At 67.6% G+C, this 25,636-nt stretch carries 22 protein-coding genes; 8 read left to right on the top strand and 14 right to left on the bottom strand.

Going from position 1 to position 25,636, the window contains the following annotated elements; all coding sequences use genetic code 11:
- Positions 1 to 74: 74 nt before the first annotated feature.
- Complete coding sequence (locus STARVERO_RS13395; RefSeq protein ID WP_159599385.1) at positions 75 to 1,454, bottom strand: aminotransferase family protein; 1,380 nt, start codon at positions 1,452 to 1,454, stop codon at positions 75 to 77.
- Positions 1,455 to 1,782: 328 nt separating this feature from the next.
- Here STARVERO_RS13395 and STARVERO_RS13400 point away from each other — a divergent pair, with 328 nt between their 5' ends.
- A complete protein-coding gene (locus tag STARVERO_RS13400; protein WP_159599387.1) occupies positions 1,783 to 2,499 on the top strand; it encodes a GntR family transcriptional regulator in 717 nt (238 codons plus the stop codon).
- A gap of 533 nt (positions 2,500 to 3,032) precedes the next feature.
- Here the strand turns inward: STARVERO_RS13400 and STARVERO_RS13405 are convergent.
- Genes STARVERO_RS13405 through STARVERO_RS13425 form a run of 5 tightly spaced genes read right to left on the bottom strand, consistent with a single transcriptional unit; the run spans position 3,033 to position 7,873 of the window.
- Positions 3,033 to 4,433 carry an MmgE/PrpD family protein gene (locus STARVERO_RS13405; RefSeq protein ID WP_159599389.1) on the bottom strand — a complete coding sequence of 467 codons (1,401 nt, stop codon included), beginning with the start codon at positions 4,431 to 4,433 and terminating at the stop codon, positions 3,033 to 3,035.
- A gap of 6 nt (positions 4,434 to 4,439) precedes the next feature.
- Positions 4,440 to 5,195 carry an ABC transporter ATP-binding protein gene (locus STARVERO_RS13410; protein WP_144344464.1) on the bottom strand — a complete coding sequence of 252 codons (756 nt, stop codon included), beginning with the start codon at positions 5,193 to 5,195 and terminating at the stop codon, positions 4,440 to 4,442.
- A gap of 1 nt (position 5,196) precedes the next feature.
- Positions 5,197 to 6,270, bottom strand: coding sequence for an ABC transporter substrate-binding protein (locus tag STARVERO_RS13415; protein WP_159599391.1), 1,074 nt, complete (start codon positions 6,268 to 6,270; stop codon positions 5,197 to 5,199).
- A 35-nt stretch (positions 6,271 to 6,305) separates the two neighbouring features.
- Positions 6,306 to 7,064, bottom strand: a complete 759-nt coding sequence (locus STARVERO_RS13420) for an ABC transporter permease (RefSeq protein WP_159599393.1) — start codon at positions 7,062 to 7,064, stop codon at positions 6,306 to 6,308.
- Positions 7,061 to 7,873 (bottom strand): ABC transporter permease, encoded by an 813-nt coding sequence (locus STARVERO_RS13425; RefSeq protein ID WP_144344461.1) that lies wholly within the window; start codon positions 7,871 to 7,873, stop codon positions 7,061 to 7,063. Before STARVERO_RS13425 ends, STARVERO_RS13420 begins: the two co-directional genes overlap by 4 nt.
- A gap of 117 nt (positions 7,874 to 7,990) precedes the next feature.
- Here STARVERO_RS13425 and STARVERO_RS13430 point away from each other — a divergent pair, with 117 nt between their 5' ends.
- Together STARVERO_RS13430 and STARVERO_RS13435 are read left to right on the top strand one after the other, a co-directional pair.
- Complete coding sequence (locus STARVERO_RS13430; RefSeq protein ID WP_244616912.1) at positions 7,991 to 8,728, top strand: GntR family transcriptional regulator; 738 nt, start codon at positions 7,991 to 7,993, stop codon at positions 8,726 to 8,728.
- 61 nt (positions 8,729 to 8,789) lie between these two features.
- Entirely contained in the window at positions 8,790 to 9,521 is a 732-nt protein-coding gene (locus STARVERO_RS13435; protein WP_159599397.1) for a GntR family transcriptional regulator, read from the top strand.
- Positions 9,522 to 9,735: 214 nt separating this feature from the next.
- Here the strand turns inward: STARVERO_RS13435 and STARVERO_RS13440 are convergent, their stop codons facing one another.
- The 6 genes from STARVERO_RS13440 to STARVERO_RS13465 all read right to left on the bottom strand — a co-directional run bounded on the left by STARVERO_RS13440 (position 9,736) and on the right by STARVERO_RS13465 (position 18,157).
- Complete coding sequence (locus tag STARVERO_RS13440) at positions 9,736 to 10,911, bottom strand: alanine racemase (protein ID WP_159599398.1); 1,176 nt, start codon at positions 10,909 to 10,911, stop codon at positions 9,736 to 9,738.
- Positions 10,908 to 12,611 carry a hydantoinase B/oxoprolinase family protein gene (locus tag STARVERO_RS13445; RefSeq protein WP_159599399.1) on the bottom strand — a complete coding sequence of 568 codons (1,704 nt, stop codon included), beginning with the start codon at positions 12,609 to 12,611 and terminating at the stop codon, positions 10,908 to 10,910. Before STARVERO_RS13445 ends, STARVERO_RS13440 begins: the two co-directional genes overlap by 4 nt.
- 11 nt (positions 12,612 to 12,622) lie before the next feature.
- The gene (locus STARVERO_RS13450) at positions 12,623 to 14,764 is read right to left on the bottom strand and encodes a hydantoinase/oxoprolinase family protein (RefSeq protein WP_159599400.1); all 2,142 of its coding nucleotides are present in this window, start codon (positions 14,762 to 14,764) and stop codon (positions 12,623 to 12,625) included.
- Positions 14,765 to 15,284: 520 nt separating this feature from the next.
- Entirely contained in the window at positions 15,285 to 16,559 is a 1,275-nt protein-coding gene (locus STARVERO_RS13455; RefSeq protein WP_159599401.1) for a TRAP transporter large permease, read from the bottom strand.
- 8 nt (positions 16,560 to 16,567) lie between these two features.
- Positions 16,568 to 17,095 carry a TRAP transporter small permease gene (locus tag STARVERO_RS13460; protein ID WP_159599402.1) on the bottom strand — a complete coding sequence of 176 codons (528 nt, stop codon included), beginning with the start codon at positions 17,093 to 17,095 and terminating at the stop codon, positions 16,568 to 16,570.
- Positions 17,096 to 17,164: 69 nt separating this feature from the next.
- A complete protein-coding gene (locus STARVERO_RS13465; RefSeq protein WP_159599403.1) occupies positions 17,165 to 18,157 on the bottom strand; it encodes a TRAP transporter substrate-binding protein in 993 nt (330 codons plus the stop codon).
- 378 nt (positions 18,158 to 18,535) lie between these two features.
- Between STARVERO_RS13465 and STARVERO_RS13470 the strand changes: the two genes are divergently transcribed.
- Both STARVERO_RS13470 and STARVERO_RS13475 read left to right on the top strand, forming a co-directional pair.
- The gene (locus STARVERO_RS13470; protein WP_244616913.1) at positions 18,536 to 18,826 is read left to right on the top strand and encodes a putative quinol monooxygenase; all 291 of its coding nucleotides are present in this window, start codon (positions 18,536 to 18,538) and stop codon (positions 18,824 to 18,826) included.
- Between the two features lie 10 nt (positions 18,827 to 18,836).
- Positions 18,837 to 19,652 (top strand): HpcH/HpaI aldolase family protein, encoded by an 816-nt coding sequence (locus STARVERO_RS13475; RefSeq protein ID WP_200837798.1) that lies wholly within the window; start codon positions 18,837 to 18,839, stop codon positions 19,650 to 19,652.
- 115 nt (positions 19,653 to 19,767) lie between these two features.
- Here the strand turns inward: STARVERO_RS13475 and STARVERO_RS13480 are convergent, their stop codons facing one another.
- On the bottom strand, positions 19,768 to 20,925 hold the full coding sequence (locus STARVERO_RS13480) for an alpha-hydroxy acid oxidase (RefSeq protein WP_159599404.1): 1,158 nt from the start codon (positions 20,923 to 20,925) through the stop codon (positions 19,768 to 19,770).
- 222 nt (positions 20,926 to 21,147) lie between these two features.
- Here STARVERO_RS13480 and STARVERO_RS13485 point away from each other — a divergent pair, with 222 nt between their 5' ends.
- Positions 21,148 to 21,858: an FCD domain-containing protein gene (locus STARVERO_RS13485; RefSeq protein ID WP_144344450.1), complete on the top strand. Its 711-nt coding sequence runs from the start codon at positions 21,148 to 21,150 to the stop codon at positions 21,856 to 21,858.
- Positions 21,859 to 21,864: 6 nt separating this feature from the next.
- Here STARVERO_RS13485 and STARVERO_RS13490 read toward each other — a convergent pair whose 3' ends face one another.
- Entirely contained in the window at positions 21,865 to 22,716 is an 852-nt protein-coding gene (locus STARVERO_RS13490; protein ID WP_159599405.1) for an amidohydrolase family protein, read from the bottom strand.
- A gap of 263 nt (positions 22,717 to 22,979) precedes the next feature.
- Between STARVERO_RS13490 and STARVERO_RS13495 the strand changes: the two genes are divergently transcribed.
- Positions 22,980 to 24,083: a substrate-binding domain-containing protein gene (locus tag STARVERO_RS13495; RefSeq protein WP_159599406.1), complete on the top strand. Its 1,104-nt coding sequence runs from the start codon at positions 22,980 to 22,982 to the stop codon at positions 24,081 to 24,083.
- Positions 24,080 to 25,633, top strand: coding sequence for a sugar ABC transporter ATP-binding protein (locus STARVERO_RS13500; protein WP_308677621.1), 1,554 nt, complete (start codon positions 24,080 to 24,082; stop codon positions 25,631 to 25,633). Before STARVERO_RS13495 ends, STARVERO_RS13500 begins: the two co-directional genes overlap by 4 nt.
- Positions 25,634 to 25,636 lie beyond the last annotated feature (3 nt).

A 25,636-nucleotide genomic window follows, 5' to 3' on the forward strand; every position in this document is an offset into this window, starting at 1 on the left:
CACCGGCAGGGGGCGAACCGCTCCGCCCCCTTTGGTTCATGCGCGAGACACGGAGATAGATGCCGCGCGGCCAGTCAGCGCGGAAGGGCGGCGAGTGTGGCATCCAGCGCGACGCGCAGGCGCCTTGAGAGCTCGCCGATCTCGGCCTCGGTGATGATGAGCGGCGGCGCAAGCACGACGCAGCCCTGCAACGGGCGCACGACGACGCCGGCGGCGAGGCCCTCCTGATAGAGTTGCTCGCTCAGGCCGCCCGGCGCGAGCGAAGGTGACGCGGCCACCGGCCCGCCCTCGCCCGGACGAGCGATCTGTACCGCGCCGGCAAGGCCGAAGCAGCGCGTGGCGGTGACGAGCGGGTGATCTTCAAGGCTCGCCAGCGCCTTTTGCCAGATCGGCATGATCGACTGCACATGGCCGAGAATGTTCCGGCGCTCGAAGATGTCGAGCACCTTCAGGGCCACCGCAGCCGAGACGGGATGGCCGCCATAGGTACCGCCATGGTTGAAGATGCCGGCCGAATTGCTGCCTTCTTCGAGGTAGCTGTAGAAGTCATCGGACATCACCACGGCGGAAATCGGCTGATAGGCGCTGGAGAGCCCCTTGGCGCAACTGATGCAATCCGGCTCGATCCCCAGCGTCTCGCTGCCCCACAGGCGCCCGGTGCGGCCGAAGCCCGTTACGACCTCGTCGGCGAACAGACGGATACCGTAGCGATCGAGTAGCGCCTTCACCTTCTGGAAATAGCCGACCGGCGGCGGGAACATGCCCGACGAGACCGAGACCGGCTCGGCGATGAAAGCCGCGACCGTCTCCGGCCCGGCGGCCTCGATCGTCTGGCGCAATTCCTCGACGAGGCGGTCGGTATAGGCTTCCTCGGTCTCGCCCGGATCGGCACCGATGGGCCAGGTCGGGTGCGAAACGAACAGGCTGTCGCCGGTCGGAATGCCAAAAGCCTCCTGCAAAGCGGGGCTGCCGGCTAGGGCGGTGGTGGCGATGGTGCCACCATGGTAGCTCGCCCGCCGCGAGATGATCTTGCGGCGCTGCGGCTCGCCGGCGACGCGGTTGGCGTACCAGGTGAACTTCAGCAGCTGGTCGTTCGCCTCCGAGCCGGTGGTGGCGAACATCACGTGGCCGCCGCGCACCGGCGCCTTCTCCGCCAGGCGCTCGGCGAGCTCCATGACCACCGGCACGGTGCGGTGAATGCCCGAGGGGTACATGGGCAGCGCGCGAAGCTGCTCCACCGCCGCCTCGATCAACTCCTCGTCGCTGAAGCCGAGATTGACGCAGTAGAAGGTCGAAACCGCCTCGATGTAGTCCCGGCCATGCTCGTCGAAGGTGTAGATGCCCTTGCCCTTCACGAACATCAGCGGGCGCTCCTCGCGCAGCCGCCGAAGGTTGGAGAAGGGCAGCATGACCATGTTGCCGGGGTGGTTGGCACCCCGCGCCTGGACGTTCATCGACGCGCTCCCGATATGTGATCACAGTTGATGGGAAAAGCTACATTCACTTCCTCGGCAGCGTCAAGGCTTTGCGCATTTGCGTGCATTCCGACCTAAGTCTGAGCCTTTCGACCCCCAAACCATGGTAGCAATATCCGTAGCACCGCCGATTGTGATCACACTACGCATGCTACTCGGCCGGCGGAAGGCCGGCTCACCGGCCGCCGGCTATGGACGCCGTGGCGGGACTGGGCCAAAGGAAGGAAGGGGACCGCCCGCGCGGGGCCGGGCCGCCGCGTCCGGCCGGCAGCCTCCGGACGCCGGCGTCGTGGAAAACGAGGGACGCGTGACACAGCAGAACGGCAATGGCGGCAGCACGCTGTCGGACCAGGTCTACTCCGCCATCCGGCAGGACATGCTCGACGGGAAGATGCTGCCGGGCGCCAAGGTATCGCTGCGCTCGCTGGCGACCACCTACGGCACCAGCATGCAGCCCGTGCGCGAGGCGGTGGCGCGCCTCGTCGCCGACGACGCGCTGGAGGTAACGCCCGCGCGCACCATTCAGGTACCGCTGCTGGAGCGGGCGCAATGCGACGAGGTGTGGTCGCTGCGCGCGCTGCTGGAAGGCGAGGCCGCCGCGCTGTTCACGCTCCGCGCGACCGAGCCGGATTTCGACCGGCTGCAGGAACTGACGCGGGCCTCCCACCACGCGCAGTTCCACGGCACCCCGGCGGAGCACATGCGCAGCATCCACAACTGGGCCTTCTTCGTTTCCGAGCATTGCGGCTCGCCGCTTCTCGCCTCGCTGATCCGCACGATGCGGCTGCGCGGCGCGCCGATGATGGCGCGGGCGCTGCACGCGCCGATGGTGCAGGATCCCGCCTTCCTCGAATTCACCAACCAGATCATGCAGGAAATCGTACTGGCGCTGCGTACCCGCGACGGCGCGCGCGTGCGCGACCTGCGCCGGGTCGATATCCTCAGCTACCAGCGCTACCTCTACAGCCGGCTGGGCTGGACGCTGGACAAGACACCCCAGACCGGCGCCTCCTCCCCCTCATAGGCGTCCGGCGGCAAGGGGGGACAGCGTTGCCGTCCCCGCCCTCTCCACGGCGGCGCCCTGCCCCACCGGCGTCCCCCGCCCCTCGCGATAGACCCGGACTCCGGCGCGGGCGGCTCCACGAGCGCCCCCGCGCCGCCCCTCCCCGCCTGAGCAAGGAGCCCGCCGGCGACACCGTCCGGAATCCATCCGGATGGGACGAAACCCGGCTTACCCTGAAGCCGGAGCCGTACGGAGACAGGAACGCCGGAGCTGCGCGCCATGCGGAACGCGGCCGCATGGCGCAGGGGGCCGGGCATGGCGAAGCGGAGGCCCGAAAACGTCCATCCCCGACGGCGCCCATGGGCAGCCGCGGTCACGATCGACGACAAGATCGCGGGCATGAGGCTTCCGGCTCATGCAATCACTGGCCGTCTTCCGCGCGCGTTTGGAAATCCCGACGCGCTCCGTGCGGCGTGGGCATCGCGACCAGCCAAAGAGCGGAGCAGCCGAAGAGTGAAATTGCGATTCCGGCCTGAATGCCGAGACGCGCCAGATCAGCGCCGGCAGGCGAGGAAGTCCGTCACCAGCTCACGCGCATCTTCCAGCGTATCGAGCGCCATGACCTTCTTTTGCAAGCGCAGGACCGCATCCGCCGGCGCATCGAATCCCCATCCGAGGCACGCGCGGAACTTGGCGAACACTTCCTCTTCGCTCATCGGCTCGTCCGGCGCGCCCTTCATCGTCCAGCGCTCCGCGATCAGTGTCCGGCCATCCTTGAGCCGCAGCGACACGCGGGCCGGCGCGATGGCGGTCGGCTCGATGTCGGAGGCGGCGATGGTGGTGAAGCGGCCGGCAAAGGCGACGTCGTCGGCGCGGATGCGGTCCGGCGCGTAGCTGGCGATCTCCACCTTGCCGTCGGTCAGAGCGGCGGCGAAGCCATAGGCGGCATTGAACTGGGCATGCACCACCGGATTGGCATGAGCGCGGTCGAACGGCGCCCCCACGATCTTGCGATTGACTTCGCCGAGCTCGATGGTGCCGCTGTCGATCTCCTCGCCGCGCAGGCCCTGCGCGCGCAGTTCGAGCGCCAGCTGGATCGTGGTGTGGACGCAGCGGCAGCACGGATAGGGCTTCATGCTGAGATCGCGCACATGCCAGGTCTCGCCGAGCCCTCCGGTGAGGATTTCGGGCTTCACCTCGCCACGCTCATAGAGTTTGAAGAGGCCGGCCTCGCCTTCGAGGAACCGCCACGGGCCGGTAAGGCCATACGCGGCGAGATGCGCCGCGAGCACGCCGGAACGCGCGGCGAAGCCCGGGCCGATCCGCTTGGCGAGCGCGCCGTCGGCGATGAACTGCGTGGTACCGCTGAGCTGGACGAAAGCCAGCGCCAGAGCGTGCAGCGTGCGTTCCGCGTCAAGGCCGAAAATCTTCGCCGCCGCCGCCGCGGCGGAAATCGAGCCGAGCGCCGTGGTCGGATGCCATCCCTTGCCGAGGGAATTGTAGCAGGTGAGGCCAAGCCGGCAGAACAGCTCCACGCCCGCGGCCACCGCGGTGATGAAGTCCTGGCCGCTGGTCGGCCCATCCTTCGCCTCCACCGCCGCCAGGACGGCCGGCAGCACGACGCAGAACACGTGCACCCGCGCGGGATCGTGCTGATCGTCGAAATCGAGGCTATGCGCGGCGGCGCCGTTGGCGAGCGCCGCGCTTGCCGGGTTCACCCGCCGGCCGTCGAGCAGCAGCGTCGCCTTGCCGTCCCCCTCCCACGCGGTCAGCGCCGCGAGGAGATCGGCCATGCCCGGCGCCTTCGCGGCGCCGCCGATGACGCCCAGCGTGTCGAGCGTGAACAGCTTGACGATCCGCGCCACATCCGGCGGCAAGTCGTCATAGGTGAGCCGGGAGAGGGTGGCGGCGATGGAGCGGCCGATTCCGGCGCCGGTGGCGGTCAGGTCGTTCATGAGGGCCTATGCGTGTATGTCGTGGCGCAGCAGATCGGAGATCTCGCGCCGTAGTTCCAGGAAGGTGCTGTCGAGCTTCATCTCCTCGCGGCGCGGCCGCTCGAAGGGCACGACGATTTCGCGCAGCACATGGGCGGGGCGCTTCGAGAAGACGAGGATGCGGTCCGCGAGATACAGCGCCTCCTCGATGCCGTGCGTGACGAACAGCACCATCTTGCGCTCGGCCTCCCAGATGCGCACCAGCTCGTCTTGCAAGATGTCGCGCGTCTGCACGTCGAGGGCGCCGAAGGGCTCGTCCATCAGCAGGAGGCTCGGACGGATGCAGAAGGCGCGGGCGATGCCGACACGCTGCTGCATGCCGCCGGACAGCTGGTGCGGCCAGGCTTCCTCGAAGCCGCGCAGCCCGACGAGATGCAGATAATGCCGCGCCTGCTCGAGCCGCTCGGCCTTGCCGACACCCATCACTTCGAGGCCGAAGGCGACGTTCTCCAGCGCGGTACGCCAGGGGAAGAGGTCGGCGCCCTGGAACACCATGCCCCGGCCGGCGCCGGTCCGGCCGGTGATGTCCTTGCCGTCGAGCAGGATGGTGCCGCGATCGGCCGGCACGAGGCCGTTGATGATCTGCAGCAGGGTAGACTTGCCGCAGCCGGACGGGCCGAGGAGAGCGACGAACTCGCCCTCCTCCACGTCCAGCGACTGGTCGACCAGCACCGGCACGCTGCCGAACGACTTGCAGACATTCGATACGGACAGATGCGTCATGTCAGCCGAGCTCTTTCACGGCCTGGTCGACATAGGTCCGGTCGATGATGCCGTCGAGCTTCAGCGTGCCCTTGAGCGCGCCCGCCTCCTTGTAGACCGGCAATACCTTGGCGAACTCGTCCGGCGTCATCGTCTGCATGTCGGCCGGGAACGCCTTGATGTCGGTGGTGAGCGTCTGCCAGACCGGCTTGAGGAAGGCGTCGTCCGCCTCCTTCAGCGATTTCGAGGAGGCGTAGAGGCCCACCTGCTCCTTGTACCAGCCATAGTCGCCATTGGCCTTGCGGAAGGAGGTGAGCACCGCCTTCAGCACGGCGACCGCCGCCGCCTTGTTGGCATCCGGCTCCAGCCATTTGCCGGTGGTCATGACGACGGCGCTGAGCCAGTTGCCGAACTCCTCCCACGGGCGCACCAGGATCTGGTAGTTGCCCTTGGTGGCGAGCTCGGCCGCCTGCTCGATGTGCATCGGCACGGCGTCGACGCGGCCGGCCATCAGCGCGCGGGCGCGGTCGCCGGAAGACCCCATCTCGATGAAGTTGACCTTCTTGGGATCGATCTGGCGCTTGATCAGCGCACCGATCAGCATGACGTACATGAAGTCGCCGATGCTGTTGACGGCGATGGTGCCGCCCTCCTGGGCGATCCCCTCGAGGCTCTTCGTCTTGTCGGCGTTGACGACCACGACCTGCGACGTGTTGTTGTAGGACAGGCCGATGATCTTGATGTCGGCGCCCGCCTCCGCCGCCGCGAGGCTGGAGGCGACATCCGCGTCGCCGAGATCGGCCGCCCCGGCGATCACCTCCGAGGCGATCTGCGGGATCTTCGCGGTCGGGCGCACCTCCGGCGCAGCAAAGCCGGCGATCCTGGCGAGCTCCGCCTTCAGCGCCGCCTGCATCGGCACGTTGATGGCGGCGGTCGCGGCAAGCGTGTTCACCTTGAGCACCCGGCCGGTCTCGGCCACCGCCTCGGCGACCGGGCCGAGCGTGATCAGCCCCGTGGCGCCCATGCCGATCATCAGGCCGGTTCCGGCGCCGGCACGCAGCAGGTCGCGCCGGCTCAAAGGCTCGAACGTGGTCATCTCATCTGTCCCCTTCTGGTTTCTTGGATGAACGTTCACCGATCCCGCGTCCGGCTCGCATACCAGGGAGCCGCGCGGTCGGCGGCCCAGCGCAGGAGCGTGGTCGCCGAAAGGCTGATCACCATCAGCATGACGATCAGCGCGAAGAGAGGAGCGGTCGACAGGTCGAGGCCGGCATTGTTCAGCAGCCCGCCATAGCCGGCGCTGATGAACATCTCGGCGGTGACCATGGCGCGCAGCGCATGGACGAAGCCGACGCGGGCGGCGATCATCACATAGGGATGGAGCGCCGGCAGGATGACATGGCGGAAGCGCTGGGTATCGCTGGCGGCGAAGGAGCGCGCCACGTCGATCAGCTTCGGCGATACGGCGCGCGCCGCCTCGGTGACGGAGACCACCACGTACCAGACCGTCACCACGAACACGATGGCGGTCGAGAACAGGAGGCCCCGCCCCATCAGGATGATGAAGAGCGGGACGACCGCCGCCGCCGACACGACGATGAACATCGACGCCCACGGCTTGACGATGGCGTCGACCACCGGCACGCGGCCCATGGCGATGCCGAGCGGGACGCCGATGCCGAGGGCCAGCAGATAGCCGATCGTCATCTGCCACATCATCTGCCACAGGGCGGCCCAGAAGCCCGGCTCCCGCAGCGTGGCCACGAGGGCGCGCGCGGCCTCGACCGGCGTCGCCAGCAGGGCGTCGCCGAGATTCTGTCCCGCGAGCTGCCACAGCAGCAGCATGAGGGCGATGCCGAGAAGATTGGTGAGGCGGGAACGCAGTTTCATGCCTTGGTCCTCGGACGCCAGACGCAGATGCGGCGCTCGATCACCAGCAGGGCTTCCTGCAAGGCGAGGCCGAGGAGGCACAGAACGGCGAGGACGCCGAGCACCGCCGCGCTGTCGAGCCGCACGGCGGCCTGTTTCATGATCGCGCCGAGATTGACGGCGGCGAGGAACAGCTCGGCGGTGATCATCGCGTTGACCGCCCGCACCACGCCGATCCGCAGGGCCGTGAACAGGAAGGGGAGGCTTTCCGGCAGCAGTACCAGGCGGGTGCGCTGCCAGGCGCCGGCGCCGAAGGAGCGGCCGACGTCGAGCAGCCGGCGGTCGGCGTTGCGCGCGCCGGTGGAGACGACGATGATCATGTCGAACACGCACATGATGACGACGAGCGCGACACGGGCCTCGAAATAGAGCCCGCACCAGATCATGATGAACGGCACCCAGGCGACGCTCGGCACCGCATAGACGAGGTTGACGATGGGATCGACGAGATCGTTGATGAAACGGTTGCGGCCCATCAGCATGCCGAGCGGGATGGCAATGGCGCAGGCGATGAGATAGCCGAGCATCATGTGCTGGAGCGCTCCGGCGAGCGCCAGCGGCAGCTCGCCCGAAGCGGTCAGGCTCCACAGGCGCTTCAGCACGTCGAGCGGTGACGCCAGCACGAAGCTCGAATAGCCCTGCGCCACGAGTTGCCAGATGAGCAGGCCGCCAGCGATCGACGCGGTGTAGAGCAGCGCGAAGGAGCGTTGGCCGGGCGAGAGGCGGGCGCTGCGGGCGGGACGCGCCGGCACGTCCATGGAAGTCGTCATGGCCTGTCTGTCCTGGAAGTTCGGGGCTTACGCCCTCTCGTGCCATGGACTACACTAGCCACATAGCTGACTAGCTGTCTAGTCAACTTCGGGGATGTGGGGAACATAAACGTGTCCATGGCCGATTTCACGCCGATCTATGCCCGCATCCAGACCTTCATCCGCGACGAGATCGCTTCCGGCCGGCTGAAGGAAGGCGCGCGGACGCCGTCCGAACCGGAACTGGCGCGGCTCTTCGGCACCACGCGCGCGACCGTCGCCCGCGCGCTGCAGCAGCTGGTCTTCGAAGGGGTGGTCATTCGCCGTTCGGGGAGCGGCACCTTCGTGGCGCCGGCCTCGCTCAGCGCGCCGATCGACCTCACCCGCGTGCGCTCCTTCGAGGAGCAGGTCGCCGCCAAGGGGGCGGAGATCGCCTATGAGACGCTGCACTTCCTGCGCCGCCCGGTGAGCGCCGGCGAAAGCGCGACCTTGCATCTTGCTCCCGACGGCCATGTGTACGAGCTCGATCGCCTGCGCCTCGTCAACGGCAAGCGGATGAGCATCGAGCACCGCGTCATCCCCGACGAGCTGGGCCGGCACATCACCCCGGCAATGCTGGAGGCGAAGTCGCTGCACCGGATCCTCGACGAGGAATTCGACCTCCAGGTCCAGCGCGTCGAGGGACGCATCCGCGCCGGCCTCGCCCGCGGCCAGACCGCCGACCGGCTGGGCGTGCGGCGCGGCTCGCCGGTGCTCATCCGCGACTATGTGCTGTTCAGCGCCGACCGCCGCCCGCTTGTCGGCGGCGAATCCTGCTACCGTGACGAGTTCCACATCGACTATGTCGTCCAGCAGCCGCGCGGCGCCTCGGTTTGACGGGGTCGCCGGTGCGTCGCTATGGTCCGGCGACCCTTGTATAGTCAGCCAGGCGTTATTGATGATCATCGAGCGGCAGGAGCCTGCCTATCTGCAGATCCGGCGCTATCTCCTGGCCGAGATCGAGGCGGGCACCTTCGGGCCGGGCGACCGCCTGCCGTCCGAGACCGAGCTGGCGGAACGCTTCCGCGTCACCCGCAACACGGTCGTCCACGGCCTCTCCTCCCTCGTCTCGTCGGGACAGATCACCCGCATCGCCGGCAAGGGCACCTTCGTCGCCCGGCGCGAGGTGCGCGTCACCCAGCACACCACCCTCGTGCGCTCCTTCGACGAGGAGGTGCTCGAACGCGGCTCGAAGATCGAGTTCCGGCTGCTTGGCTTCACCCGCATGGCTCCGACCGAGGAGACGGCGCGGCGGCTGCGGCTGGAGCCCGGCGAGGATGTCTTTCGCCTGGAACGAATCCGCATCCTCGACAGCACGCCGACGGTGCAGGAAATCCGCTTCATGCGCATCGAGCTCGGGCAAAAGCTCAGCATCGACGCCCTCTCGCGGCTACCCATGTTCACCATCCTCGCCGAGATGGGGCGGCCCGTCGCGCATATTGAGGGGGTGATCCGCGCCGACGCGGCCTCCGCCGACACCGCTTCCAAGCTGGCGATCGCGCCGGCGACGCCGGTGCTGGTGCGCGACTATGTGCTCAGCGACGCCGAGCCGGTGCCGCTGGTCGCCGGCACCGCGATCTTCACCCGAGAGGTGCAGATCGCCTATTCGGTCGACGGTCCCGCCCCTTGAGCCGGATCACCATCCCCGGCGGGGATTTCGGCCCGCCGCCGTGCTGACGGGCGACGGCTCCGGTGTCGCCTCGATTGCCGGCGGCCCCGGCACGATGCCCGGCATTCCCGATGCTGCGTGTGAGCAAGTGCCGGCGCGGCGAACCGGCAAGGCCCAGTATAGTCAATTATGCATTTGAGCCGAAGGCCGGTCGCTCCCCGCAGTTCCGGCGGGACTACGCCCCGCGGGCGTCCACCGACCAGATCGCGACCAGCTTGTCGCCCTGCATGACATGGATGAAATCGTAAAGGTTCACCGTCGGGTCGCAGTGCGGCACTTCGAGCTCGATCAGGTCGCCCGGCGACAGGCGCGCCCCTTCCGGCAGCGTCACCGTGCCGTGCTCATCGCTCGAGGGCCGGTAGGAGGCGCCGGCCGGCGCGCCGCGCATGATGCGTGGCGCGGTGCCGTGCTTGGCGGCGAAACGCTTCTCGCCGCCATCGGTGGTGGCGAGGCCCGGCGCATTGGCGCTGGTCACCCGCACCGCGACGGACAGGCTGGCGGGGAAGGCCGGCCGCCCCGAGCCGTCGGGATCGACGAGGTCGTATTCGACATCCATCAGCGCGTAGCTGCCGCACTGGAACTCGGTATAGACGCCGCTCGCCAGCTCCTGCACGAAGGCGCCGGTGCTGCCGCCCGTCACCGCCGGCCTGATGTCGCCCATGAACGGGCTCAGCGCCTCGCGGGCGGCATGGATGCGCGCGGCGGCTTCCTGCGCGCCGAGGCCGCGCTGCCGGGCGTCCGCCTGATGCGACAGGTGCCCCGCATAGGCCTGAAGGCCGCAGAGGACGAGGCTCTCCTCCTCCGCGATCACTCCCGCCAGCGCCGCGACCGCCTGCGGCCCCTCCGCCCCGGCGCGGTGGCGGCCCATCTCGAGATCGACGAGCACGGGAATGCGGATGCCACGAGTGCGGGCCGCCGCCGCCAGCGCCCGCGCGGTCTGCGGCGCGTCGAGCGCTAGCGTCAGTCGGCACAGCGTCGCCACGTCGGCCAGCCGCTCCAGCGCCGGCCCCGGCGCGAAGGTGGAGGTGAGCAGCAGGTCCGGCAGCCCGGCACGGGCGAAGACCTCCGCCTCGCCCGGCGTCGCCACGCACAGCCCGGCCGCGCCGGCGGCCAGCTGGCGGCGGGCGATCTCCACGCATTTATGCGCCTTGGCATGCGGGCGCAGCGCCACGCCGGCACGGTCGCAACGCGCCTGCATCGCCGCGATGTTGGCGTCGAGCACGTCCTGCTCGACCAGCAGCGCCGGAGTGAGCAGGCGCGCGCGCGCATCGGCGGCGCCGACCAGCCGGGCATTGGCGGCGTGCGCCACGCGCGTCACCGGCACGCCGGGGAACTCCCCCCGGCCGGTCATGCCGCCTGTTCCGGATCGGACGCCTCGGCCCGGTAGCCATAGACGCGCGCGGCATGGGCCGGCGTCATCTTGCCCTGGCGGATGTCCGCCTCGATCGCCGCCCGGTCGCGCTGCTCGGCAGGGCCATAGCCGCCGGCCGCCGCCATGGTGACGCTCAGCACGTCGCCGGCGCCGAAGCCGCGGATGAACTTCGAGGGCAGTGCCTCCTCCCGCGCGGTGCCCGGGTTGGCGACGAGGCGCCCGCCGGCGCCGGGGCCGCCGCCGAAGATGCCCCAGGGCCGCGAGGTGTAGCGGTCGGAGCGGACCTGCACGCGCACGCCGTCGGTGAGGAAACGGTAGTCGCGCCGCAACCCCAGAGCACCACGATACTGGCCGTCGCCGCCGGAATCCGGGATGAACGCGTAGCGCTCGACGCGGATCGGATTCTCGCTCTCGATGAGCTCGACCGGCACATTGGCGAGGTTGCCGATGCAGTAGGGGCCGGCATCCTGCCCGTCGGCATCGGGGCCGCCGCCGAGGCCGGTATTGTTGTGGAACTCCAGATGCAGGAAGCGCCGGCTGGCGCCCTCGGCCGTCTTCTGCACGCCGGAGGCGACGATGGCGAATTCTGAGCCGCCGGCGCAGGCCGGCATGCGCCCCGGCAGCAGCCTCGCCAGCGCGCCGAGCACGATGGAGCGCAGCCGGAAGCCGATCTGACCGCGCGAGCCGACGGCGGCGGGATATTGCACGCTCACGAAGCTGCCGGGCCGGCCGATCACCTTGATCGGGCGATAGAGGCCGGCATTGTTCGGCACCTCTTCGGGCAGCACGGTGCGCAGGGCCGCATAGGTGCAGGAGACGGCGAATTCCCAGTTGCAGTGCACGGCGCCGCCGGTGTCGTCCTGGGTGCCGGAATAGTCGACCTCCACCTCGTCGCCGCGCTTGGTGAGGCGGCAATGCAGGCGGATCGGCCCATGGCCGGCGCCGTCATCGTCATTCCACTCCTCGAATTCGACGCTGCCGTCCGGCAGGGCGGCGATGGCGCCGCGCGTCAGCTCCTCCGCATGGCGGATGAGGTCGGCGAGATAGGCGTCGAAGGCGTCCGCCCCCATCCGGCGGGCGATGGCCTCCACCTCGCGGCCGGCCTCGTCGAGCGCGGCCAATTGGGCGCGCAGGTCGCCGATCACCCGGTCCGGCACGCGCGAATTGGAGGCGATGATGCCGAACACCGCCGCGTTCTCGCGGCCGGCGTCGCGCAGCTTCACCGGCGGGATGCGCAGCCCCTCCTCCCAGATCTCCTGGCTGTCGGCGGCGTTGCCGCCGGCGACGCGGCCGCCGAGATCGGTGTGGTGCAGCACCAGCGAGACGAAGGCGACCCGCCGGCCGTCCACATGGATCGGCTTGAAGGTGAAGATGTCGTTGAGGTGGGAGCAGCCGGAATAGGGATCGTTGGAGGCCAGCACGTCGCCTTCGGCGATGTCGGCGCCGAAATGATCCATGCAGCCCTTGAGCGCGGGCATCACCACGCCGAGATGCACTGGCACCGCCATGCCCTGCGCGGCCAGCGCCCCCGCCGCCGTGCAGATGGCGGAGGAGAAGTCCATCGAGTTCTTCACATTGGCGGTGCGCGCGGTGCGCGTCACCATCACCAGCGCGTTGTCGGCGATGGTGACGAGCGCGTTCTTCAGGAGCTCACGGCGGATCGGGTTGATCTCGGTCATTCTCGCCTCCCTCAGCCCACGCGCCGGGCGTGGATGTTGTTCCAGCCGTCACGGCGCGCTTCCCAGCCGGGCGGGATCACGCAGGTCGTGTCGTATTCCTCGACGATGATCGGGCCGGGGCGCCAGTCCCCCGCCGCATCCGGCAGCGCGGCGCGGCCCAGCACCTGGGCGCGGTGCCAGCCATGGCCGGCGAAATGCGCCTCGCGGTCGACCGCCGGCGGCACCTTCTCGTTGCCGCGCAGGCACTGGCCGGGCATGCGCGGCGCCTCCGGCACGCCGCGGCAGATCGCGCGCAGGGCGACGAACTGCAGCGGCTCCTGCGGCGAGGCATAGCCGAAGGTCTGGTCGTGCAGCGCGTGGAACTTCTCCGCGATCTCGGCGAAGACCGGATCGGCGGCGACCGCGGGCGTGGCGCCTTCGAAGGCGGCGGGGCCGGCGTCGAGCTCGACGGTGAGCGGCGCGGTCTGGCCGGCATACTTCACGTCGACCAGCACCCTTATGTCCTGTGCCGCGCCGGCGAAGCCCTGGGTGGCCAGCAGGTCGCGGCCGCGCGCCACCAGCCCGGCCGTCGCCTCGGCGAGGTCGCTGCCGCGCGTCTCGTCGAAGCGGCGATAGAAGGAGGCGACGAGCTGGTGCTCGACATCGGCGAACAGCATGCCGAGCGCCGAGAACAGGCCGGCCACCGGAGGGATGACCACCTTGTCCATGCCGGCGTCCTCGGCGAGCGAGCAGGCGTGCACCGGCCCGTTGCCGCCGATCGCCAGCAGGGTGAACTGCGAGGGGTCCCGCCCCTTTTCCGAGCTGACGCTGCGGATGGCGCGCAGCATGGTGGCATTCGCAATGCGATGCACGCCTTCCGCCGTCTCGGTCGCCTCCAGCCGCAGGCTCGCGGCGAGGTCGCCGAAGGCCCGTCGTGCCGCGTCGGTGTCGAGGGTGAGCTCGCCGCCGACCAGAACGCCGGGATTGAGATAGCCGAGCACCAGATTGGCGTCGGTCACGGTCGGCTGGGTGCCGCCGCGCCGGTAGGCGATCGGGCCGGGCGTCGAGCCGGCGCTGCGCGGGCCGACGAGCAGGCCGCCGGCGCCGTCATTGGCGGCGAGGCTGCCGCCGCCGGCGCCGACCTCGGCGATGTCGATGGTGGGCACCTGAACCGGATAGCCGGCGCCGCGCACCATGCGCGCGCCCAGCATCGGGCCGCCGCCCACTTCGGTCTCCGGCGAGACGGTGTAGTCGCCGGCCTCCGTCAGCGTTGCCTTGGCCGTGGTGCCGCCCATGTCGAACACCAGCACGTCGCCGAGATCGAGATGCCGGGACAGCCGGGCGCTGCCCAGCACGCCCGCCGCCGGGCCGCTCTCGATGATCGTGATCGGCTGGTCCGCCACCAGCGCCGCCGGGGCGATGCCGCCGGAAGACTGCATGATCATCAGCGGCGCGGTGATGCCCATATGGTCCAGCCGGCGCTGCAGCGAGCGGACATAGGCGGTCACGATCGGCCGCAGATAGGCGTTCACCACCGTGGTGGAGGTGCGCTCATACTCGCCCTGTTGCGGCACCAGCTCGCTGGAGGCGGTGATCATCAGGCCGGGCAGGCGCTCGCGCAGCAGGGCAGCCGCGCGCGCCTCGTGCCGGGGATCGACATGGGCGTTGATGAAGGTCACGGCGACCGACTCGACGCCGGAGGTCCGGATGGCCTCGGCGATGCCGTCCAGCGCGGCCTCGTCGAGCGGCGACACCTCCTCGCCGTCGGCGCCGAGCCGTCCGGCCACTTCGAAGCGCAGCTCGCGCGAAACCAGCGGATCGTGCTTGCGGTACCGGATGTCGTAGAGGCGCGGCGTGCGGAACCGGGCGATCTCCAGCACGTCGCGGAAGCCCTCGGTGGTCACCAGAGCCACCCGGGCGCCCTTGCGCTCGATGATGGTGTTGGTCGCCACGGTGGTCGCATGGACGAACTCCACGATGTCGCCGGCCGGAACCCCGAGTTCCGCGAGCAGGTCGCGCACGCCGGCCTCGATGCCCTCGGAATAGTCGTGAGGGGTCGAGAGCAGCTTCTTCGAGAAGACCGTGCCGTGGGCGTCGATCACCACGATGTCGGTGAAGGTACCGCCGATATCCACGCCGAGCCTGTAGCCGCCGGTCCTTGCCTGCGCCGTCATTGCACCCTCGCCGGTTGTCCAACCTGCCAAAGGTCCTAACGCCACCAACCTGACTAGTCAACCAATCAGGATGAATGAGCGGGCGGGCATGGCATGCGGGTTCCGCCGTCCGTGAAGGCTGAAATCGGCTTTCCGCAGGAACAAGGCCGTTGCCGCCTGACCGGGCTCTTCGGCCAGGTCCGGGCCGGCTTTGCGCCATGCCGCCTTCGGCCATCCCGGCGGCTTACCTCTGCCACGAAGCCGAGAACCCTCGACCCGCCCAAGCCGGACTCTTGTAGCCGGCTATATATTATATGCAGGCTACCACGGGAGGGGCTGGACTTTCATGGGACATAGGCCCGCGGCGGGGTTCGGCGGACCAGCCGGCGCGTGGCGGATCGGGAGATTGAACGGTCTCCCCGCCTTTGCCGATCCGCCCGGCGGCATGGGAAAGCCGCATGCCTCTCGGATGTACGAGAGACATGCGGCATCCACAGAAGCCCTCACTCCTCGATGAGGAGAAGGCCGGATTGCGTCCTGATCAGAGGCCCAGGCCCAACCACACGGTGAGCGGCGGGAAGAAGATTATCAGGACCAGCACCATGATCGACCAGGCGAGGAAGGGAAGCACCTCGCGCGCCACCGCCATGAAAGGCAGCCGGTCGATGCTGCACACGACGAACAGGAGCAGGCCGATCGGGGGATGCAGCAGCCCGATCATCAGATTGACGACGACGACCGCGCCGAAATGAATCGGGTCGATGCCGAGTTCCGCGGCGAGCGGCAGGAGGGCGGGCAGGAAGATCACCATGGCCGGCAGCGGCTCCAGGACCAGCCCGACCAGAAGCAGCAGGACGTTGATGATCAGCAGGATGAGGTGCGGGTTGTCGGTGATCTGACGGATCATCTCGACGAGATGTTCGCTGATCTGGCTTTCCGCCACGAGCCAGGAGAAGGGCGCAGCAGCGGCCAGGAGGAAGAGGATCACCGCGCTCGAACGACCGGCCGACATCAGGATGGCCGGCAGATCGCGCAGCTTCATCGTGCGATAGACGAAGAACCCCACGAGCAGCGCGTAGATCACCGCGATGGCCGCGATCTCCGTATCGGTCATCAGGCCCATGCGGATGCCGACCAGAATGATGATCGGCATGAGCAGCGCCCAGACTGCCCGCACCGTCACCTTGCCTTTCGCCCGCCAGTTCATCGCCGGCTCGCGCGGCAGGCCGCGACGCTTGCCGATGAGGCTGCAGATGACGAGGAACCCCGCCGCCAGAAGAAGGCCCGGCAGAACGCCGGCCAGGAACATCTTGGCGACCGAGACATTGGCGATCTGCGCGTAGACGACCATCGGGATCGACGGCGGGATGATCGGGCCAAGCAATGCACCGGAGGCGATGACGGCGCCCGAATAGCCGGCGCCATATCCCTTGGCGCGCATCTCGGGAATCAGTGCCTTGCCGGTTGCGACGGCATCCGCCACGGCGGAGCCCGAAATGCCCGAGAGCATGAGGTTCGACAGGATACCGACGTGCCCGAGGCTCCCCCGGCGCTGGCCGATCCACGCCGAGGAGACCTCGACGAGGCGACGGGTGATGCCACCCCTGTTCATGACCTCGCCGGCGAGGATGAACAGGGGAATCTGCACCAGCGCATAAAGGCTGATGCCGCCCAGCATCGACGTCGGGAGCATGATGGCGTCGACCGCCGGACCGGCCTTGAATTCAAGGCCGAGCCACGCCGCGACGATCATCGCGAAGCCGACCTCCATGCCGAGAAGGAGCAGGCCGACAAAGGAAAGGAAGAGGAGATTCATGATGCCGCTCAGTCCTCGATCACCGGATGGGCGTCAGGCATGTGCGGCCGCCCGGCCAGCGCGCGAACCAGACGCCAGAAGACGAGGGGGACGAGGAGGCCAAAGCCCGCGAGCATTCCGAAGACCGGAACGTCCAGAGTAAGGTCGGTTCCCAGAATGATCTGCATACGGGCCGTCTGGATCATGATCCAGCTCTTCCAGGCCAGGAAAGCCACGACCACAAGGAGCAGGACATCCAGTAGAATGGCGATAATTCGCTGCATCCCCGGCGACAGCATGTCCTGAGCGAAAGTGATACGGATCGTCTCACCTGTCGCCGATGCGCGCACGAAGCCGAGGAAACACAGCCAGACGAGGCCGATCTTCACATATTCTTCGGGTGAGTCGTACCAAAGGGTCACGTAATTGCGATCGATGAACTGGGACGTGACGAGAACGAGCAACGCCCCCACGACCACGGCAATCAACAGATCGACGATTCGGGCGACATAGCCCGAGACCTTCAGCACGATGCGTTCGACATCGTCGAAAGACATGGACACAACCTCGTAGCCGGAAAAAAGCGGGTGCCGGCGATCCGGCACCCGAAGTCTCAGGAGGAGGACTTACTGGGGAATGGCGCGGATGCGCTCGACGAGACCCTCGGGCCAGACGCGGCCTTCGAGGCGCTTGTAGACGTCGGTGAGAGCCGCCTCGAACGCAGCCTTGTCGGGCTGGGAGACCTGGACGCCATTCTCGGCGAATATCTTCGCGCCCTCCGCGTCGACCTTCTCGCCCGCCTTTGTCATGGCGGCGCCGCCTTCCTTGGCGGCCTTGATGAAGATCTCCTGCTCTTCCTTCGTCAGGGACTGCCAGAGCTTCTCGTTGATGTAGAAGGCGCCGGTCTCATAGATGTGGTCGGTCGGCGTGAAGAACTTGGCGACTTCGTACCATTTGTAGCCTACGGCGGCGTCGATGCCGTTCTCGTGTCCGTCGACCTGGCCGCGCTCGATCGCGTTGTACGTGTCTCCCAGCCCCAGCACGACCGGCTTCGCGCCCATCTTCTCGAAGGCGATCCGAATGCCCTCGATCGGAGGGATGCGGATCTTCAGGCCCTTCAGGTCCTCCGGCTTGGTGACCGGCCGGACGCGGTTCTGCACCGCACGAGGCGAGCGCGCCCCGTAAACGGCAAAGATCCGGACGCCCGATTCCTTTGCCAGATTGTCGTACAGCTCCTGGAATACCGGGCTGTTGACGACCTTCTCCGCTCCCTCCTTGCTTTTGAACAGGTAGGGTACGTAAGCCACGTTGAGCGGGGCGCCGCCCTTGAGCACGCCGGCATTGCCGATGGCCAGGTAGGTCATGTCGACCGTCCCGAGTTGGACGCCGTTGATGAGCGACTGGATGTCCCCGAGCTGGCTGTCGGGATAGACGCGCACCTTGATCGCCCCCTTGCTCTCGCGCTCCACCGCCTCGGCAAACACCGGCAGTGCGGCGTGAACGGTGCTGGCGGACGGCCAGGGCGAACCCAGGCGCAGCTCGCGCACCTGCTGAGCGGCCGCCGGGGTGACAAGGCTGGCGGCCAGGCAGCCGGCCAAGGCGAGATGGCGTAAGGACATTGGTTTCCTCCCAATTGGATGCGCGTGATTGAATGGCGCTCCTTATTGGTATGAAAGGCTAATTGTTTATCTTACGTGTCGTCAAGACGTGATTGGTCGCGGAAGGCAAAGACATCCACCGCCCTATTCCTGGATTGGAATAATTTTCAATGAAAACAACTCACTAATACGAAAGGGCGCCCTCCCGGCCAGCCCGTCTCCGCCCCCGCGACGCTCCGTGGTCGACGGCATGGATCATTTGACAGTCTTCAAAATCATGTTCATCCTTTCATACCAACAGAGGGCACCCGCCATCCGGTTGGCCGCTTCCCGGCACTCTGGCCGGAGAGCGCGGCCGCCTGTCGACGGGTTTGCGTGGGGAGTGTCGCCTTGTCTTATGTGATCTGGGTCGAATTCGATGTGGCGGCTGAGAATCTCGGCCGGTTCATGATGCTGGTGAAGGAAAACGCGGCCGAATCCGTGCGCAGCGAAACCGGCTGCCAGCGCTTCGACGTGCTCGTCCCGGTCGAGGGAGAGGGTGCGGTCGCGCTCTACGAGATTTACGATAGCGAGGCGGCGTTTCGCGACCACCTGGCGAGCCCGCATTTCATCGAATTCGACGCGCTTACGGCGCCTCTCGTGAGGCACAAGACGGTCCGCAGCTATGCCTGCCACCAGAACAGCAAGTGAAGAGGGAGACATGTCCAAGACATCGTCGCGTGACATCGCGTCCGGCCTGAGGAAGAAGCTCGCGGATGAGGGCGGGCTGTTCGGCCCCATGGTGATCGAGTTCTTCTCGCCGGGCCTGCCCGCCATCGTGGCCGCGACCGGCTCGGATTTCATCCTCTACGACATGGAGCATTCGGGAGCCGGCTTCGAGACGATGAAGGTCCAGTTCGCGGGATGTCGCGGGCTGGGCGTGGCGCCTCTCGTGCGGGTGCCGGCGGGGGAATACCATTTCGTCGCGCGCGCCTTCGACATGGGCGCCCATGGCGTGATGGTCCCCATGGTCGAGACGCGCGAGCAGGCCGAGCGGATCGTGTCGAGCGCCAATTATCCGCCGCACGGTCGCCGCGGCGCCGCTTTCGGCATCGCCCATGATGATTATCGCGGCGGCCATCCCGCGGAGAAGATGAAGGCCAGCCGCGAGCGCAACCTCGTCATCTGCCAGATCGAAACGGCGGCCGGCCTCGACAATGTCGACGAGATCGCGGCGGTCGAGGGGGTCGACGTTCTCTGGGTCGGGCATTTCGACCTGACCAACTCGATGGGGATCCCGGCCGAGTTCGATCACCCCGCCTATCTCAGGGGAATCGAGAAGGTGGTGGCCGCCGCTCATCGCAATGGCAAGCCCGCCGGCTTCATGGCGCTCGATTCCGTATGGGCGGAAGCCTATTGGAAGCATGGCTTCGACATCATCGCCTACGGCCTCGATCACCTGCTGTTCCAGAAGGCACTGTCCGACGGCGTGGAGATGCTCAAGGGGCTTCGCAAGCAGGGGCGGCCGAAGGGGTGAGAGCGCCGCCGGGGCCGCACTATCTCGGATAGGTTGCGACGGCCGCCCGCAAGGGCGGCCGTTCCTGCATGGGCAATGCCGCCTTGGGAAAGGCCGCCTTGGGAAAGGCCGCGCCTCAGCGCGCGGTCTCGTTGCGCCACAGATGTCCGGCGGAAAAGGCGTCCATGGACGTGACGCCCAGCAGGGCCATCGCGATGTCCAGCTCGTCGCGCAATATATCGAGCGCTCGCGTGACGCCCGCCTCGCCGGCGGCGGCGAGGCCCCACAGGAAGGGGCGGCCGATCATGCAGGCATCGGCACCGAGGCAGCGGGCAATGGCGATGTCGATGCCGCGTCGCACGCCGCCATCGAGGATGATCTGCGTCCGTCCCGCCACGGCTGCGGCAATGGCGGGCAGTGCGGCGATGGCGGAAGGCACGCGGTCGAGCTGGCGTCCGCCGTGGTTCGAGACGATGATCGCGTCGACGCCCAGCGCGACGGCGCGCTCGGCGTCGCGCGGGTTGAGCAGGCCCTTCACCACGACCGGCCCATCCCAGAGCTCGATCAAGCGCGCAACGGTGTCCCAGTCCGCCGACGCATCGCAGAGCTTGGCAATGTGCTGGGCGATGCTGCTGAAGCCCCCCTGCGGCGCGGCGGCCGCGAAATTGCCGAAGCGTATGGGCGCGCGCAGGAAGCCGGCAAGCCAGGCCGGTCGGGCCAGCACCTCCAGCACCGTGGTCAGGCGTGGCTTGAGCGGCACGGTGAAGGCATTGCGGATATCGCGATCGCGCCGCCCCTGCACCGCGAGGTCGAGCGTAATGCACAGGACGCGGTAGCCGCTGGCCCTTGCCCGCTCCACCATGGAGCGCATGAGGTCGGGATCCTTGAGGAAGTAGAGCTGGAACCAGCGATCCACCTCCGGCACGGCATCGGCGACCTCTTCCATCGACGCGACCGAATTGGTCGACAGGCAGAAGGAAATACCCGCGCGAGCGGCGCTACGGGCCGCGGCGATCTCGCCCTTCGGCCAGTAAAGACCGGCAAGGCCGGTCGGCGCGAGGACCAGCGGCAGGCGGGAAGGCTTGCCGACCACGGTCGTCGCGCTTGACCGCAGGGCGACGTCCACTCCCACATCGGGCATCAATCGAAAGGCGCCGAAATCGTCGCTGTTCGCCTTCAGCGTGTACTCATCCGCGGCACCGCCGTCGATGAATTCGAAGACCGACCGCGGCAGACGGGCGCGAGCGAGAAGGCGCAGATCGGCGATCGACGCGGCGAAGTCGAGGCGGGGCATGGCGGGAATCCTGACCTCCGCTCCCCCAAGGTCGCGAGGCTCTGCAAAGCACCTAATGGTATGAAAGGTTAAACATAGGGGTGAAGCAACGTCAATCGCCCCCACGCGCCCTGCGGGCTCAGTGAAGGCAATCAGTTGATTTATGGGTCTTTTCCATGAGTCGGCCGCGGTTGACAGCGCTCACTGCTTCGGTGATCCTTTTATACCGAAAGAGGAGTGACCGTGCTCGATATCCAACCGATCCGCAGGCGCCGCATCTACGAGGACGTTGCCCAGAGGCTGCAGCAGATGATGCTCGACGGCACGCTGGCGGAAGGCGACATGCTGCCCTCCGAACGCGACCTCATGGAGCAGTTCCAGGTTGGCCGGCCGGCGATCCGCGAGGCTCTTCTATCGCTGCAGAAAGCTGGGCTGGTGTCGATCACCAATGGTGAGCGCGCTCGCGTTGCCCGCCCCGATGCCCATCATTTCATTCAGGAATTGTCGACCTCCGTGCGATCCTACATCGCCAATCCGGAAGGTGTGCGTCATTTCCAGAATGCGCGCATGCATCTTGAAATGGCACTCGCGCGCCATGCCGCCCGCGAGGCGACGGAGGCCGACATTGCCCGGATCGGCGGGGCGCTCGCGCGGAACAAGCGCGACCTGTCGGACATGGACGCCTTCGAGAAGTCCGATGTCGCCTTTCACTACGAGATTGTGCTCGTCGCCAACAATCCTCTGTTCAATGGCGTGCATCAGGCAGTGGTGCAGTGGCTGTCGGAACAGCGCAATGTCTCGCTGCGGGTCGCCCGCGCCAAGCAGAAGGCCTTCGCCTTCCATGAGCGCATCTATGAAGCGATCGCCGCGCATGACCCCGACGCGGCCGAATCGGCCATGCATGAGCATCTGGACTCGGTCGCGTCGCTGTACTGGCAGAGCGCCCGGCGCTGATTCCGCTCACAGACGGTAGAGGCGCAGGGCATTGTCCCGATAGAGCTTGCGCCGCTCCTCGAGCGAGCAGCCGGAGACGAGATCGTCGACGATATCGAGCCATTCGGCATGGCTGCTGGCAAGGTTCACCACCGGCCAGTCACTGCCGTAGAGCACCCGATCGAAGCCGAAGCTGGCAATGGCGTGGTCGAGATACGGCCGCAGCTGCTGCCGCGTCCAGGCGCCATGGTCGGCTTCGGTAACGACGCCGGAAATCTTCACCGTCACGTTCGGCAGGCGCGCGAGCCGGGCCATGTCGTCCCGCCAGGGATCCAGCAACCCGGCGCGGATGCCGGGCTTGCCGATATGGTCGAGCACGAATGTCGTGCCGGGACACAGGCGCACCAGCTCGACGACGGCGGATAGCTGGAAGTGGAAGACGCAGATGTCGCAGACCAGTCCGCGCTCGCCGAGCCGTCGTACCCCCTCGATGAAATCGGGCCGCAGACAATAGGCCGGGTCCGCCTCGAGCTCGGTAATCCGGCGGATGGCCCGGAGCGTGGGATGATGGGCGAGGACATCGAGGTCCGCCTCGACGCCGGCGCCCCTTTCCAGCGGCGCGGCGGCGATCATCCCCTGGATCACGGGATAGCGCGCCGCCTGCTCGCTCACCCACTCCGCCTCCTGAAGGTTCAGATGCGCATCGATCCACACCTCGGCGAAGACGAGCTTCTCCACCCGCGTCTCGCCGCACTGCGCCAGATAGTCCGGCACGAAATGCGAGTGATTAATGGCGGGACGAGAGGCCAGCCAGCTGTAGCTCAGCCGATCGACGTCATAGAGATGCACATGGCTGTCGATGATCGGAAAGTCAGGCAAGGGCGTCTTCCTCATGAGTTGGTCGGGACGCATGGCGAGGTGGCGGCATACCGCCATCGTTATCTCTGTGACCAGCTTCGAGACTATTGACCTATCATACCAGCTATCGCTAGCATAGCCATGCGCTGGCGCGGCGTCAGACGAGCCGCTTCCGACGTGGGCGAGGCCCGGCGAAAACGTTCCGCCGTGGCCGCCAGATCAAAAGAACAGAAGGCGCAATCCCGTTGCGGGAGGCGCGTCCGGAACGATCGCTTGGAGGAAACATGAAACGTTCATCGCCCGCTCTTCCCGCGCTGATGCTTGCTTCGGTGATCGCATGCGGCGCGGCGTCGGCGCATGCCGACGACATCGTCGCCGACGCGAAGGCCAATGTGGAACGCCTTGGCGCGACCAAAACCGCCTGGACCGGCCCGGCATCGGCGCCGAAGGTCGAGCCCGGCAAGCACATCGCGTATCTCTCGGCCAACGAGCAGAACGACGGCGAGCGCCAGTGGGGCCAGGCCTTGGCTGAGGCCGCCGGCAAAGCCGGCTGGAAGGTCACCATCATCGACGGTCGCGGCAGCCCGGTGAGCTGGCTCTCCGGGATGAACCAGGCGATTTCGCTCAAGGTCGACGGCATCGTGACGAGCGCGGATGCCCGGAGCCTCGCAGCCCCCATCAGGCAGGCCAACGAACTGGGCATCCCGGTGGTCGGCATCCATGCCGCCGGGACGGCGGGACCGCAGCCGGAACTGGGGCTTTTCACCAATATCCAGCAAGACCCAGCTTCCATTGGCAGGGCGCAGGCGGACTGGGTGATCGCCCATTCCGGCGGCAAGGCCAATGTCGTGGTGACGACCAGCGGTGAATACGCCATCGCCATGGTCAAGGCCACCGCGGTCAAGGACCGGCTGGAGCAATGCCCGGATTGCAAGGTGGTCGAATTCTCCAACACGCCGCTGGTCGAGGCGGCGCAGCGGCAGCCGCAGCTCGTCGCGTCCTGGGTGCAGAAATACGGCTTGCCGCTCTACATCACCGCCATTGCCGACTACACGCTGGACTTCCAGGTTCCCGCGCTGAAGGCGGGGGGCGTCGATCCCTCGAAAGTCTTCCTGGTCGGCTCGGACGGAACGAAGTCCGCCTATTCGCGCATTCGCGGCGGCAAGGAATACCAGACCGTCACCGTCGCCGAGCCGAACGCCTATCTCGGCTACCAGGCCGTCGACGAGCTCAACCGCGCCTTCCACAAGCAGGAGCCGAGCGGAACCGTTCCGCCGCCTTACCTCGTGACGGCGACCAACGTCGACGTCCAGGGCGGCAAGGACAACACCTATGTCCCGGACAACAACTTCGCCGAACGCTATCTCGAGCTCTGGGGCGTGAAGTGACGGCCTCCGCGGCTTCCATTGGCGCCCATGCCGGGGAGGCTCGTGGCGATGCTGGCGCCGCCGACGCACCGCTGGTCGCGATACGCGGCTGGAGCAAGCGCTTCCTCGGCACGCAGGCACTGGATGACGTCGATCTCGATCTCCATCGGGGCGAAGTCCACGCGCTGCTCGGCGAGAACGGCGCCGGCAAGTCGACCCTGATCAAGATGCTGGCCGGTGTCTACGCACCGGATGGCGGCGAGATCCGGCTGGATGGGCAGGTCGTGCGCCCCGCCGCCGGCCGCCTGCCCATCGCCTTCATCCATCAGGATCTCGGCCTCGTCGACACGATGACCGTCGCGGAGAACGTGGCGCTCATCGCCGGGTACCATTGGCGGTTCGGATTGATCGACTGGAGCGCCACGTGGCGCGCGGCGGTCGAGGCCCTGCGGGTCCTCGGCTCCGACATCGATCCCGGGCAGGTGGTGGGCGACCTCACGGCGGCGGACAAGGCCATCGTGGCGATCGCCCGCGCGCTCGCCCTGCATGTCGATGTCGTCGTGCTGGACGAGCCCACCGCGGCACTGCCCGAAAGCGACGTCGCCAGGCTGCTCGAATGCGTCCGGCGCTTGCGTGAGGAAGGCGTGGCGGTGCTCTACGTCACGCATCGCCTGGACGAGGTCTTCCGCATCGCCGACCGCGTTACCGTGCTGCGCAACGGCCGGCGGGTCTGTTCGGAGCCGATCGCGGCACTCGATGCGGCCGGGCTGGTGCACCGGATCGTCGGGCGTCCGCTCGAAGAAGTCTTCGTGACGCCGGTCGCCGAGAGCGGGGCGACGGTTCTCGAAGTCGAGAATCTGCGTGCCGGCTCGGCGGGACCCGTCTCCTTCCGGCTTCAGGCCGGGGAGGTGCTCGGCCTCGTCGGCCTGCGCGGGGCCGGGCAGGAGGCGATCGGGCGGGCCCTGTTCGGCGATCTCGCTATCAGCGGCGGGCGGGTTTGGCTCGACGGCGAGCCTCTCCATCTCCAAACGCCCTGCGATGCGGCGCGGCGTGGCATCGGCTTCGTCTCCAGCAAGCGGCGCGAGGAAAGCCTCGCCAACGGACTGACGGTCCGCGAGAACCTCTTCCCCGACGTCCTGCTGACGGGCGGCCATCCCTGGGCACCGGTCATGCCGGCCCGGGAACATGCGCGGACAAGGGACGTGATCGACCGCTTCTCGGTGCGTCCACGCGATAGCGAGGCCGTCATCGCCAATTTGAGCGGTGGCAACCAGCAGAAGATCATCGTCGCGCGCTGGCTCGTCGCCAACCGGCGCCTGATCGTGCTGGAGGAGCCGACGCTCGGCGTGGATGTCGGCGCCAAGGCCGAGATCTATGCCCTGTTCCAGAAGGCGCTCGACGCGGGCACCTCGGTGCTGCTCATCTCTTCGGACATGGAAGAAGTGGCGGGAATCTCCCACCGCGCGCTCGTGTTCAATCGAGGCCGGATCGCCCGCGAGGTCCCGCGCGCGGAACTCTCCGTTCCCGCGCTTACCGCACTAGCCGCCAGTCAGAGCTCGAATCCTCACTGAGAA

The sequence above is a fragment of the Starkeya nomas genome (assembly GCF_902703545.1).
Lineage (GTDB): Bacteria > Pseudomonadota > Alphaproteobacteria > Rhizobiales > Xanthobacteraceae > Ancylobacter > Ancylobacter moscoviensis.